The following is a 12616-nucleotide window of genomic DNA, read 5'->3' as shown; positions in this document are numbered from 1 at the left end:
GGGCGCTTCCTCTTGAAGAAGAAGCGGGTTTACTCAGAGCGGATGTTGTTGTCTTTCACGACCTTGGCGTAGCGCGGAATCTCCGCACGGATCAGCGCCCCGAAGTGCTCGGCGGTTCCGCCCGCGGACGACACGCCGGTGGGTTCGAGCTTGGCGTTGAGTTCGGGCGCCTTCAGTCCGGCATCGAGCGCGCCGTTGAGCTTGGCCAGCACGGCGGGCGGCACGCCCTTGGGCGCGATCAGGCCGTGCCATGCCACCACGTCGTATTCGGGCAGGCTGCCGGCTTCGGCAATCGAGGGAATGTCGGGGTAGGCCTGCAGGCGCTGCGCCGTGGTGACCGCGAATGCGCGCAGCCGGCCCGACTGCACATGCGGCATCAGCGCTTCCGTGCCCGCGATCAGCATGTCCACGTTGCCCGCCACCAGGTCGGTGACCGCCGGGCCCGTGCCACGGTAGGGCACATGCGTGGCCTTGACCTTCGCCATGCCGAACATGTACTCGGTCACGATGTGCAGGTGGCTGCCGTTGCCGGCCGAGGCGAAGGTCAGCTTGCCGGGGTTCTGCCGCCCATAGGCCAGCAGTTCCTGCAGGTTCTTCGCCGGCACCTTGGCCGGGTTGACGCACAGCACGTAGGCGCCCTTGGACAACTGGATCACCGGCGTCATGTCGGCGACCGGGTCGAAGCGCAGCTTGTACAGCGAGGGGTTGACTGTGTAGCTGCCCGCGACCAGCAGCAGCGTGTAGCCGTCGCCGGGCGTGTGCAGCGCGTACTCGGTGCCCAGCGTGCCGCCGGCACCCGGGCGGTTGTCCACCACCACGGCCTGGCCCAGCCGCTGGCTGAGCACGTTCGATGCAACGCGTGCAATGAAGTCGGAGCCTCCGCCGGGGGCGAAGGGGCAGACGATCTTGAGCGGCTTGCTCGGAAAGGCATCCTGGGCCCAGCCCGGGCGGGCTGCGGGAAGTGCCAGCCCGGCCAGGGCAGCGGAGGTGAAGGCGCGGCGATTCAGGGTCATGCGGTTGTCTCCAGTGTTGTTGTTCATGCGTTGCGCGACAGTGCTCCATCGCGGCGGCACACCGTAGTTTGCACCTCGCAGGCTTCAGATGCCCGTGAACACTGGAGATCGTTTGCAGCTCAGACGCGTGCTTCGATCGGCACGAACTTCAGGTCCTCGGGGCCGGTGTAGTTGGCGCTCGGGCGAATGATCTTGTTGTCGACCCGCTGCTCGATGACGTGCGCGGCCCAGCCGCTGGTGCGCGCGATCACGAACAGCGGCGTGAACATCGCGGTGGGCACGCCCATCATGTGATAGCTCACCGCGCTGAACCAGTCGAGGTTGGGAAACATCTTCTTGACCTCCCACATCACCGATTCGAGCCGCTCCGCGATGTCGTACATCTTGGCCGAGCCGGCCTCGTCCGAAAGCTCCTTGGCCACGCCCTTGATGACCACGTTGCGCGGATCGCTCACGGTGTAGACGGGATGGCCGAAGCCGATCACCACTTCCTTGGCTTCCACACGGCGGCGGATGTCGGCCTCTGCCTCGTCGGGCGAGTCGTAGCGCTTCTGGATCTCGAAGGCCACCTCGTTCGCGCCGCCGTGCTTGGGGCCGCGCAGGGCGCCGATCGCGCCTGCGATCGACGAATACATGTCGCTGCCGGTGCCGGCGATCACGCGCGCGGTGAAGGTCGAGGCGTTGAACTCGTGCTCGGCGTACAGGTTCAGCGAGGTGTGCATCGCGCGCACCCAGGCATCGGAGGGCTTGCGGCCATGCAGCAGGTGCAGGAAGTGGCCGCCGATGGAGTCGTCGTCGGTCTCCACGTCGATGCGCTTGCCCTGCGTGCTCCAGTGGTACCAGTACAGCAGCATCGAGCCGAGCGAAGCCATCAGGCGGTCGGCGATGTCGCGCGCGCCGGGCAGGTTGTGGTCGTCCTTCTCGGGCAGGATGCAGCCCAGCGCCGAGACGCCCGTGCGCATCACGTCCATCGGATGGGCGCCGGCGGGCAGGCTTTCCAGCGCGCCCTTCACGTTTGCCGGCAGGCCCCGCATGGCCTTCAGCCGCGTCTTGTAGGCCTTGAGTTCGGCGCGTGTGGGCAGCTTGCCGTGCACCAGCAGATGGGCGATTTCCTCGAACTCGCAGACCTGCGCGATATCGAGGATGTCGTAGCCCCGGTAGTGCAGGTCGTTGCCGGTGCGGCCCACGGTGCACAGCGCGGTGTTGCCCGCGGTCACGCCCGACAGGGCAACGGATTTCTTGGGCTTGAAGCCTGCCGGTGCGGCGGTTTCGGTCGTGGTGGTCATGCGGTTTCCTTGTCCAGATAAGAGCGATCAATGGCAGCGGGGCGGCCGGCGGCATTGACCGCCACCATCTCGAACACGCCCTTGAGGACTTCTTCCGTCGGTGCCCCGGGCGTGTCGGCCAGACCGGTCACGCACACGGTCATCGAACAGCGGCCGATGCGGCTGACCCATCCGCGCAGGATGAGCTGATGGCCGACCGGCACGGGCGAGAGAAAGCTGACGCTGGTCACGCCGGCCATCACCACCTCGCGCTGCGCCAATCCGCGCGCGGCCAGAAAGGCCGCCTTGGTCATCAGTTGCAGGCCCTGGCCGGCAAACAGCGTGCCGCGGTGATTGGCATGCACCGGCAGCACCAGCTCGCGAAGTTCGGTTGTTCCAACGGGTGTCGTCATGCTTCGCAATCTACGCAAAAAGGCCTTCGGGGAGAAGGACTGAAAGGGCGAAGACTTGCGAAGGGGAGGGAGGCCTATTTGCGAATGTTGTGAATTCGGCGATGGGACAAGGGCGGCATCAGTGCCCGTGGGCGCAACTCAGGTGGTGCTTGCGTGAGAGGGGCGCGTGAGGTCCACCGTCGCGCCGGCCACGCGGCGGATCGGCTCGGTGCGCCCGTCCCACGCCTCGGCCACGGCCGCGATCTGCTGGAAGTAATCGCCCTTGCCGCCCGTGGTTTCCGACAGTTCGATCATCCCGCTGGGCAAGTCAGGGTGGACGAAGTACGCGAAGCGCCCGCGCGTGCCCATGCGCCCGCCATGGCCCTCCACATAGCCGGCCTCGCGAAGCTGAAGGTGCATGGCGTCGAAGCGGTCTTCGGTCCAGTAGGCGATGTGCTGCGCGCATTCGCCGTTGCGCGCCAGCGTGTCGAGATAGAGCGAGGGCGCATCGTTGCGCTGCTGGATCAGCTCGATCTGCAGGCTGCCTGAATTGGCGAGCGCGATCGACAACGCGGGCAGTGCCGACTCCTGCCCGTAGTAGCGAAATTCCGTGGTGCCCACCGCCTCCTTGTAGAACCAGGGGCCGACGCCGAGCGCGGTGCTCCAGTGCGCCATGGCCTTCTCGATGTCGCGCACGACGAAGCCCACCTGCCTTGCGGCGCCGAAATGGATGCTCATGCAGAAATCTCCTGAATGTAAAAACGTTTACGCATTCATTGTTCTTCGTTGATTCATCAGGTAGGAGCGGGTTTTTACGGATGGAGGCTGCACATCGACAAGGCGCAAACTGAATGCTTGTAGAAACGTTTCTACAGCCCTTCATTCAAAGCCCATGTCCGCTGCACCCCTCACTTCCGCCGTTGCCCTCCCGAGCACTGCCCACGATCTCGCGGCGTCGGCGCGCATGCCTTTGCGTGCGCCGCCCTATACCGATGCCGTCGCCAAGGCAGTGGGGAACAGTGCATTCAAGGGCGGGCTGTCGCCGCAGAACCTGCGGCTGGTGCTGGCGCATGAACCGCAACTGGCCACGGCGTTCCAGCAGATGGCGCACGTGGTGCTGTTCAAGGGCGCGGTGTCCGAGCGCGAACGCGAGATCGCGATCATCCGCACCGGCGCGCTCACGCGCTCCGAGTACGAATGGGGCATGCACGTGAGCATCTATGCCGAGCGTTGCGGGCTCAGCGAAGCGCAGGTGCTGGAGCTGACGCTCGGGCCTCTGAGCCAGCCGATGAGCGATGCGCTGTGGACCGAGAAGGAGCGCGTGATCGTGCGCATGGTCGACGAGCTGCACGCGCACTCGACCGTGGGCGATGCCACCTGGCAGGCGCTGCGCGCGCACTGGCCGCAGGACCAGATCGTCGAGCTGATCCTGGCGTCGAGCTTCTATCACATGGCCGCGTTCTTCCTCAACAGCACGGGTGTGCCGCTGGAAGAGGGCGCGCGGCGCTTTCCCGAGGGGCTGACGCAGGCGGCCGTTCCCGACGTTTCCGAGGCGCCCCGCGCCGGAGGCACTGCATCGTGAGCACCCGCCGCCCGACACCCACGGCCGCCGGCCGCAGGCCGACCATTCGCGATGTCGCGGAACAGGCCGGCGTGTCGATCGGCACCGCCTCGCGTGCGCTCAACCGCGCGGGCCGTGTGAGCCCTGCGGCCATCGCGGCCGTGCAGGCCGCCGCCGACCGGCTGGGCTACGAGCCCGATGCCATCGCCCAGAGCATGCGCACGCGCAGCACCGGCGTGGTGGGCCTGCTGGTGTCGGACCTGGCGAACCCGCTCTACGCCCGCATCGTCAATGCGGTGGAGGCGCGGCTGCAGCGCGACGGCTGCGCGCTGCTGCTGGCCAACACGCACTCCGACGCCGCGCGCGAACGCGCCATGATCGATTTTTTCCGGCGCCGCCGCGTCGACGGGCTGATCCTCGGCCCTTGCGAGCTGGAGCGCCCGGAGCTGCTGGACACGCTGCATGCGCAGGGCATGCCGGTGGTTGCGCTCGACCGGGACTTCAACGCCGGCGTCAGCGGCGTGCATGTGGACCATTTCCACGGTGCGCTGCAGGCCACGCGCTACCTGCTGAATCTGGGCCACACCCGCATCGCGCTGCTCACGCCCGGCAAGGCCGTGCGGCCGGGGCGCGAACGCATCGACGGGTTTCGCGCGGCGTTCGCCGAGCGCGGCATGCAGCCGGAGCCACGGCTGATTCGCGCCGAACCCTCGGCGATGGAGTTCGCATTCAGCGAAGTGCTGGCCTTGCTCTCGTCGCCGCAGCCGCCGACCGCTTTCGTCTGTCTCGGCACGCGGCTGCTGGCCGGCGTGTTGCAGGGGCTGCGCCACTCGGGCCTGAGTGCGCCCGACGATGCCAGCGTGATCAGCGTCGGCGACACCGACCTGTCGCAACTGTTTTCGCCCGCCATCACCTCGCTCACCTGGGACTTCGACGCGGTCGGCAGCGCGCTTGCCGAGCTGATGCTCAAGCGCCTGCCCACGGCACCGGCGCATGACGGACTGGAAGCGGAGCGCATCGTCATCACCACGCAGATGGTGCTGCGCGAGTCCTGCAGTCCGCCGGCTGCACCGCGCCCGGCGCCGCGCGAGGCAGTGCCGTTGCGCAAGCCCACCAAGCGGACGGCGGAATGAACAACGCCGCCCGTTCGCCGCAGCCGTTGCGGCTTGAAGGCAAGGCCGCCATCGTGGTCGGCGCCGGCACGCCGGCAGGGGCCTTGAGCAACGGCGCCGCATGCGCCATCACCTTCGCCCGCGAAGGCGCCCGCGTGCTGTGCGCCGACCGCTCGCTCGATGCCGCACAGGAAACCGTGCGCCGCATCGAAGCCGAAGGCGGACAGGCGAGCGCCATCGTGGCCGATGTGCAGAGCGCCGAGCAGTTGCGGGCGATGGTCGATGCATGCCTGTCGCTGCATGGCCGCATCGACGTGCTGCACAACAACGTGGGCATCGAGGAGTTCGGCGAGCTGCTCGACATCACCGAGGAATCGTGGGACCGCGTGCACGCCATCAACCTGCGCGGCGCGATGCTGGCCGCGCGCGAGGCCATGCCGCACATGATCCGCCAGCGCGGCGGCTCGATCATCAACATGTCGTCGATCGCCAGCCGCAAGTGGAGCCCGATGCAGTTCCTGTCGTACAGCACGTCGAAGGCGGCGCTGAACCACATGACGCGCGTGGTGGCGCGGCAGTACGCACAGCACCAGGTGCGCTGCAACGCGATCATCGCGGGCCTCATCGACACGCCGCATGCCGCGGCGCTCTACCCGGACGAGGCCGCCGCGCAAGCCGGCCGCCAGCAGCGCGACGCCCGCTGCCCCATGGGCCGGCAGGGTTCGCCGCAGGACATCGCCAACGCAGCGCTGTTCCTCGCATCCGACGAGTCCGCTTACGTCACCGGCCTGGAACTGGTGGTGGACGGCGGCGTGTCGCTCGGCTGAGCGAACCGCAGCCGCGCGCGCGGAACAACAAGACAACCACCTGGAGACAAACCATGAAGAAGACGATGCTGGCCCTCGGCCTGCTGATGGGCCTGGGCGCCGCGCTGCTGCCGGCCGGCGCGCAGGCGCAGGCACAAGCGGCGGGCGACTATCCCTCCAAGCCGATCCGCATGATCCTGCCGTTCGCGGCCGGCGGTGGCGGCGACCTGCTGGGCCGCCTGCTCGGCGAGCAGATGGGCAAGCGCCTCAAGCAGAGCATCTTCGTGGAGAACAAGGTCGGCGCGGCGGGCACGCTCGGCACCCACATGGTGGCGATGGCGCCGGCCGACGGCTACACCATCATGATCGGCGGCATGACGACGCACGTGCTGGCGCCGGCCACGTACTCGAAGCTGCCATACGACCCGGTGAAGGACTTTTCCGTCATCGGCCGCATCGGCAATTCGTCGATCCTGGTGCTCGCGACCAACGACTTTCCCGCCAGCAACCTCAAGGAATTCATCGCGCTCGCCAAGGCCAAGCCCGGCTCGGTGCAGTACGGAAGCTGGGGCATCGGCTCGACCGGCCACTTCTGCGGCGAAGTGCTGGCGCAGAAGGCGGGCCTTGAGCTGCAGCATGTTCCGTTCAACGGCACGACGAAGCTCGTGGGCGACATGCTCGGCGGCCACATCCAGGTCGGGCTGGTCGACATGGCCACGGGCACGCCCTATGTGAAGGACGGCAAGCTCAAGGCCCTGGCCGTGTGCACGCAACGTTCGCCCAGCGTGCCGAACGTGGCCAGCTACAAGGAGCAGGGCATCGATTTCGACCAGACGCTCAGTTGGGTGATGTATGCGCCGGCCGGCGTGCCCAAGCCGGTGCGCGATGCGCTCGCGGGTGCGCTGCAGGCCTCGCTCAAGGAGCCCGAGGTGGTCACCAAGCTGCTCAATCTCGGCATCTCGGTCGACTTCGTGCCGGGCGAGCAGCAGGCGGCCATCAATGCACGCGATGTGCAGGTCTGGAAGAAGGTGGCGCAGGACGCCAACCTCAAGCTCGATTGAAGAAGAAAAGAGAACACGGCATGCAGGCACCTGTCATTCCTTCGTCGCGGCTGCTGCAAGGCTGCACCGCCGTCATTTCCGGCGCGGGGCGTCCTCGCGGCATCGGCAAGGCCACGGCCCATCTTTTCATCGAACATGGGGCGCGCGTCGTCTTGCTGGACCTCGACGGCGAAGGGGCGCAGGCTGCGGCGCGCGACGTGGCCGGCAACGGCGAAGGCCTGGCCCTGGGCCTTGCGTGCGATGTCCGGCAGCGCAGCGACTGCGACGCCGCGATCGCGAAAGTGCTGGCCTGGGCACCCGGCGAAGGCCGCATCGACGTGCTGGTCAACAACGCCGGGCTCACGCAAAAGCGCGGGCTGGCCGACATTGCCGATGACGACTACGCACTCATCACCGACGTCGTGCTGCGCGGCACCATGCAACTGTCGCAAGCGGTGTTGCCGGCGATGCGTGTGCAGCGCAAGGGGAGCATCGTCTGCATTTCCTCGATGTCGGCGCAGCAGGGCGGCGGCATCTTCGGCGGCGCGCACTACTGCGCGGCCAAGGCCGGCGTGCTGGGGCTGACGCGTGCCATGGCGCGGGAGTTGGGGCCGGACGGCATCCGCGCCAACGCGATCGCGCCGGGGCTCATCCTCACGGACTTCTCGCGCAGCGGGCGCACGGATGAAGAGAAGCACGCCTCCGCGAGCGGCTGGCCGCTGCGCCGCGCGGGGCATGCGAGCGAGATCGCAGGGGCCTGCCTGTTCCTCGCGTCCGATCTGTCGTCTTACGTCACGGGCGCCACCATCGATGTGAACGGCGGCGCGCACATGAGTTGAGCCGGCCTGTCCGGCGTCGTGTTGGCCCTTAGCTGCCGTTCAGCGACTGCAGGAATTTCGCAATCGCCGGATTGACCTCGTCAGGATGCGTCAGGTTGGCCGCATGGCCGGCGCCCGGCACGGTGACGAGCTTCACGTTGGGAAGCGCCTCCACCATGGCCATCGCGCGCGACAGGTCGATGGCCTTGTCGGCCTCGCCGTGAATGACGAGGGCGGGCACCGTCACCTCAGGAATGCGCGCACTGATGTCATCGCGCGTGGCCAGTGTGGTGAAGCACTGCAGCAGGTTGACGACCTGCGTCTGCTTCCATTTGGCGCGCCAGGCGGCCGCGCCGGGCCATCCGTCGCCGAGGATGATGCTTTCGATCACGCCCGCATTCGCATCGCTCAGGCCGTTGCGGGTCCAGTCTTCCACAAGCGCTTGGTGATGCGGCATCTGGGCCGGGTCCTCGAGCATCGCCTGGGTGTCGATGAGGATCAGGGCGCGTACCAGCGCCGGATGCGTCAGCGCGCAGCGCAGCGACAGGTAGCCGCCCTGCGACATGCCTGCAAGGACCGCGCGCCGCGCGCCCAGATGCTCGAGCAGGGCGGCGAGGTCGTTCGCGGAGTCGTAGTACGTGAAGGGCGCGCAGGTATCGGTGGCGGTGCGGCCGTGGCCACGCTCGTCCCACACGATGCAGCGATAGTGCGGCTTGAGCGCAGCCACCTGCGGCTCGAACATGCTGGCATCCATCAGCAGGCCGTGCGAGAGCACGATCACGGGGCCGTCGCCGCCGCTGTCTTCGTAGTAGAGCTCCTGTCCATTGACCTGTGCGTAAGGCATGTTTGTCGTCTCCTGTAGTGAGGCGATGTTAGGCACAAACCGCGAACGCATGCACGGCCGTTGATGCCGCATTGCAGCAAACAGCCGATACCGCGCGCGTATCGCCCGACGGTCGGGATGGGCTTGCTGTATGGACTGTTCGATTGAATGAGGGTGTGGTCGGCGGACCTACGATGCAGGTAGCTGCCGTGGATAGACCGGAATCATCTTGAGAGGACCCTCGGTGTGGCAGCGCACAGGGATGGTTTCCTCTTTTTCGTTGGTGACGCCAGTGCCCACCAGGACACCGCGGATATCCCGAATCTCGTCGCGTTCCTTGGGCATCAGGCGATGGTGCGAAGAAGACTCGAGCCCGGAGGCACATTCATCAGTAGTCCGCCTTGCCGTCCTTGCGTTCGCCCCACCAAGGTCGGTTTGTTTGTTTTCCGTACTTGATCAATCGATCGCGTCGGGCTTCGTCCGTGACCGAATAGTCGGGCGATGGCAAGACCAATATGGCGTGGCCTGCTTCGGGATCCCGGCTGGACAGATACAGAACAGGGTGCTTTCGTTCGTGGCAGGCAAATGCGGCCATCAGCAGTGAGTAGTTCACTGTCGATGCGCCAAGGTCGCCCAGCAACGAGGTCATGTCCAGCGTGTCCTTCAACATGTCGAGCTTCGGTGCCAACGGAGAAAGTGCGGCTGCGGTATCCGACAAGCGTGTGGCGGCTTCACGCGAACCCCTGCCGCTGTCGCGCATGAAGGTGCCGACATCAGCGGGGTTGAGGCCTGCAGCAGCGCAGACCTGTTCGACCGACTCACGCAAGGCGGCAACGCGTTTGCGCTCCTGGGGATAGCTGGGCTTGGCATCGTTGTTCTTGATGACCACAGGGGCGGTGAAATAGGACAGTGGTTTGCGCCCGCTCTCGTAGGCCGGATGGCCCACGATCAATTGAACGCCGGACTCGTTGGGCTGCTCGTCCTTGGGGCGACTGGGGGCATCCGAACTGGTGAGCCAGACGGCCTTGGCCTCGGGCGTGGCGATCAAGTTCCATGCAGCCGACAGGCCGTTCCAACCTGACAGGCCAGGGGTGGATGTGAGTGTTGGTTTGGAGACGTTGCCGTAGGACAGGTAGGCGTAGTCCCAGAGCTTCTGCACCTCTTCCGGTGTCAGGCTATCAGGCAGCGAGGTGACCACCTGCAACCCCTTCATCTTCACGCCATTCCACAGAAACATGTGGTAGCCCTCGACCGTCTGATCGAAGTAGCTCACGGGAAGAGAGTAGCTCTCCGCAAGATCGGAGATATACCCTTCCACGTAGCCTACGAGGGGTACGGTGCCTGATGTATTGACAATGGTCGCTCTGAACGGGTTTGGGGGTGTGTCCTCGGGACCGAGCGCGAGCAGCTTGCCCAAGAACCAGTCGGCCGAATAGGCGACGTGCCGCAGCGGCGTGATGACATTGCCCGCGATCAACTGCGCAACTGCGCCTTGCGGCCAGCCGCCATTGCGCAAGGCAACGCCTGAAGGCTGCGGCGGAGGACGTTGCCCCATGGCTGCGGCCTGTTTGTTCAAGCCGAGGAAGTCGAGAAGTCCTATGACTGTTCCCTGCATCAAAGTGCGGCGTGAGTTCATTGATGAAGATCCGTAATCAGGTTGCTCTTGCTTTTGTATTGGCATGCGCTCCTCTGTATGGGAGTCCGCATTTCCAATTTGAGATCGCCTGCCCCTTCTTAAATCATCGATTGGTATTCGAGGATGTGTGCTTCAGAGGAAGAGGTCTTTCTCGTGCGTGCAAGTGAATTCGAGAGCCTGCCAATCAGTGGCGGGAGCGGTCATGGGGCACTTCCAAATTGGCCATCGCATCCAACGGCCAGTGCTATTGCGAACAGAAGAAATCTGATCTACAGATGCACAGGCTAGTTCGGACGTCGGTCGACAACGAACCCGAGAGGTGAGTCGTGGTAGAGCGCCATCAGCAGTCTGCTTGGCGTAAGGGGCGCCAACAGCTCGACTGGCCTCGACTCAGGTATTTACCGTGGATACACGGGAATCATCTTGAGGGGACCATCGGGGTGGCAGCGCACGGGTATGGTTTCCCCTTTTTCGTTGGTGACACCAGTGCTCACCAGGGCATTGTGGACATCCCGAACTTCGTACCGTTCCTTGGGCATCGGGCGATTGTCAGTCGCACGACGAAGAACGAATTTCTTCCAGCAGAGCCGCAAGTCGTAGTTCTCATCGTCGTAGCCTGTGTTGGTGTATTGCCTTTCCGACAAGGAGTTGGCGCAACCACCGAAGGCAACGACCAGCAACATGCTTGTCGCGATGGCGCGAAGAAGACCCGAACCGCCAGGAGGCACATTCATCAGTAGTCCGCCTTGCCGTCCTTGCGTTCGCCCCACCAAGGTCGGTTGTACTGTTTTCCGTAGTCCACGTCGCGGTTGCGTCGGGCCACGTCGGTCGCCGAATAGTCGGGCGATGGCAAGACCAACATGGCCCAGCCTGCTTCGGGATCTCGGCTGGATAGATACAGCACAGGGTGCTTGCGTTCGTGGCACGCGAAGGCGGCCATCAGCAGTGAGTAGTTCACTGTCGATGCGCCGAGGTCGCCCAGCAGCGAGGTCATGTCCAGCGTGTCCTTCAACGTGTCGAGCTTGGGCGCCAACGGAGAAAGTGCGGCTGCGGTATCCGACAGGCGCGTGGCGGCTTCACGTGACCCCCCGCCGCTGTCGCGCATGAAGGTGCCGACATCAGCGGGTTTGAGGCCTGCGGCAGCGCAGACCTGCTCGACCGACTCGCGCAACGCGGCAACGCGTTTGCGCTCCTGGGGATAGCTGGGCTTGGCATCGTTGTTCTTGACGACCACAGGGGCGGTGAAATAGGCCAGTGGTTTGCGCCCGCTCTCGTAGGCCGGATGGCCCACGATCAATTGCACTCCGGACTCGTTGGGCTGCTCGTCCTTGGGGCGACTGGGTGCATCCGAGCTGGTGAGCCAGACGGCCTTGGCTTCGGGCGTGGCGATCAAGTTCCATGCAGCCGAAAGGCTGTTCCAACCCGACAGGCCGGGGACAGATGTGAGCGTGGGTTTGGAGGTTTCTCCATAGTGCAGATAGGCGCGAAACCAGATCTGCTGCGCTTGCTCGGCTGTCACTTCTTCGGGCAACGAGGTGATGACCTGCAACCCATTCATCTTTACGCCATTCCACAGGGCCATGTGATAGCCCTCGACGGTCTGGTTGTAGTAGCTGACTGGCAGGGAATAGCTGCCGGCGATATTGGAAACATACACCTCCGCATAGTCGAGAGATGTCAGGGTTTCGGAGCGATTCACTACCGTGGCCCTGAACGCTTTCGGAGGCTGACCTTCGGGGCCAAGAACCAGCAGTTTCGCCAGAAACCAGTCGGCGGAGTATGCGATGTGTCTCAGCGGCGTAATGACGTTCCCTGCGATCAACTGCGCAACGGCGCCTTGCGGCCAGCCTCCATTGCGCAAGACAACGCCAGAAGGCTGCGGCGGAGGACGTTGCCCCATGGCTGCGGCCTGTTTGTTCAAGCCGAGGAAGTCGAGCAGTCCTAGGACTGTTCCCTGCATCAAAGTTCGGCGTGAGTTCATTGATGAAGATCCGTAACCAGGTTGTTCTTGCGTTGGGCCCTGCGCGAGCAGGGTAAGGGGCTGGCCATCCCATCTTGAACACCCGGGCGCTGGCGGTAACGATCCTGTCCACGAAGGAATAGATGGACATGATGGCAAACGGTCAAGAGGTGCGTCGGCGCCGGTACAG

At 65.1% G+C, this 12616-nt stretch carries 14 protein-coding genes; 5 read left to right on the top strand and 9 right to left on the bottom strand.

Features of this window, described 5'->3' with window-relative positions; all coding sequences use genetic code 11:
• Positions 1-29: 29 nt before the first annotated feature.
• The 4 genes from ACSFB7_RS31055 to ACSFB7_RS31040 all read right to left on the bottom strand — a co-directional run bounded on the left by ACSFB7_RS31055 (position 30) and on the right by ACSFB7_RS31040 (position 3408).
• The gene (locus ACSFB7_RS31055) at positions 30-1013 is read right to left on the bottom strand and encodes a tripartite tricarboxylate transporter substrate binding protein (RefSeq protein WP_435476182.1); all 984 of its coding nucleotides are present in this window, start codon (positions 1011-1013) and stop codon (positions 30-32) included.
• Positions 1014-1132: 119 nt separating this feature from the next.
• Positions 1133-2299: a bifunctional 2-methylcitrate synthase/citrate synthase gene (prpC, locus tag ACSFB7_RS31050; RefSeq protein ID WP_435476181.1), complete on the bottom strand. Its 1167-nt coding sequence runs from the start codon at positions 2297-2299 to the stop codon at positions 1133-1135.
• The gene (locus tag ACSFB7_RS31045) at positions 2296-2691 is read right to left on the bottom strand and encodes an acyl-CoA thioesterase (RefSeq protein ID WP_435476180.1); all 396 of its coding nucleotides are present in this window, start codon (positions 2689-2691) and stop codon (positions 2296-2298) included. The genes prpC and ACSFB7_RS31045 overlap by 4 nt, the downstream gene beginning before the upstream one ends.
• A gap of 138 nt (positions 2692-2829) precedes the next feature.
• Entirely contained in the window at positions 2830-3408 is a 579-nt protein-coding gene (locus ACSFB7_RS31040) for a VOC family protein (RefSeq protein WP_435476179.1), read from the bottom strand.
• Positions 3409-3562: 154 nt separating this feature from the next.
• Between ACSFB7_RS31040 and ACSFB7_RS31035 the strand changes: the two genes are divergently transcribed.
• Genes ACSFB7_RS31035 through ACSFB7_RS31015 form a run of 5 tightly spaced genes read left to right on the top strand, consistent with a single transcriptional unit; the run spans position 3563 to position 8028 of the window.
• Positions 3563-4252: a carboxymuconolactone decarboxylase family protein gene (locus tag ACSFB7_RS31035; RefSeq protein WP_435476178.1), complete on the top strand. Its 690-nt coding sequence runs from the start codon at positions 3563-3565 to the stop codon at positions 4250-4252.
• Entirely contained in the window at positions 4249-5364 is a 1116-nt protein-coding gene (locus ACSFB7_RS31030) for a LacI family DNA-binding transcriptional regulator (RefSeq protein WP_435476177.1), read from the top strand. The genes ACSFB7_RS31035 and ACSFB7_RS31030 overlap by 4 nt, the downstream gene beginning before the upstream one ends.
• Positions 5361-6170, top strand: coding sequence for an SDR family NAD(P)-dependent oxidoreductase (locus tag ACSFB7_RS31025; protein WP_435476176.1), 810 nt, complete (start codon positions 5361-5363; stop codon positions 6168-6170). Before ACSFB7_RS31030 ends, ACSFB7_RS31025 begins: the two co-directional genes overlap by 4 nt.
• Before the next feature lie 53 nt (positions 6171-6223).
• A complete protein-coding gene (locus ACSFB7_RS31020; protein ID WP_435476175.1) occupies positions 6224-7210 on the top strand; it encodes a Bug family tripartite tricarboxylate transporter substrate binding protein in 987 nt (328 codons plus the stop codon).
• Between the two features lie 20 nt (positions 7211-7230).
• Positions 7231-8028 (top strand): SDR family NAD(P)-dependent oxidoreductase, encoded by a 798-nt coding sequence (locus ACSFB7_RS31015; RefSeq protein WP_435476174.1) that lies wholly within the window; start codon positions 7231-7233, stop codon positions 8026-8028.
• 28 nt (positions 8029-8056) lie between these two features.
• Here the strand turns inward: ACSFB7_RS31015 and ACSFB7_RS31010 are convergent, their stop codons facing one another.
• The 5 genes from ACSFB7_RS31010 to ACSFB7_RS30990 form a co-directional block, all read right to left on the bottom strand.
• Positions 8057-8851, bottom strand: a complete 795-nt coding sequence (locus ACSFB7_RS31010) for an alpha/beta fold hydrolase (protein ID WP_435476173.1) — start codon at positions 8849-8851, stop codon at positions 8057-8059.
• Between the two features lie 168 nt (positions 8852-9019).
• On the bottom strand, positions 9020-9175 hold the full coding sequence (locus tag ACSFB7_RS31005; protein WP_435476172.1) for a hypothetical protein: 156 nt from the start codon (positions 9173-9175) through the stop codon (positions 9020-9022).
• 43 nt (positions 9176-9218) lie between these two features.
• A complete protein-coding gene (locus ACSFB7_RS31000; RefSeq protein WP_435476171.1) occupies positions 9219-10466 on the bottom strand; it encodes a hypothetical protein in 1248 nt (415 codons plus the stop codon).
• Positions 10467-10864: 398 nt separating this feature from the next.
• Positions 10865-11200 carry a hypothetical protein gene (locus ACSFB7_RS30995; protein WP_435476170.1) on the bottom strand — a complete coding sequence of 112 codons (336 nt, stop codon included), beginning with the start codon at positions 11198-11200 and terminating at the stop codon, positions 10865-10867.
• Entirely contained in the window at positions 11200-12447 is a 1248-nt protein-coding gene (locus tag ACSFB7_RS30990; protein WP_435476169.1) for a hypothetical protein, read from the bottom strand. The genes ACSFB7_RS30995 and ACSFB7_RS30990 overlap by 1 nt, the downstream gene beginning before the upstream one ends.
• Positions 12448-12616 lie beyond the last annotated feature (169 nt).

Source organism: Variovorax raffinosi (assembly GCF_051216615.1).
GTDB lineage: Bacteria > Pseudomonadota > Gammaproteobacteria > Burkholderiales > Burkholderiaceae_C > Variovorax.
Note: the sequence above shows the minus strand (reverse complement) of the source record. Positions and strands in the feature narration are given on the sequence as shown.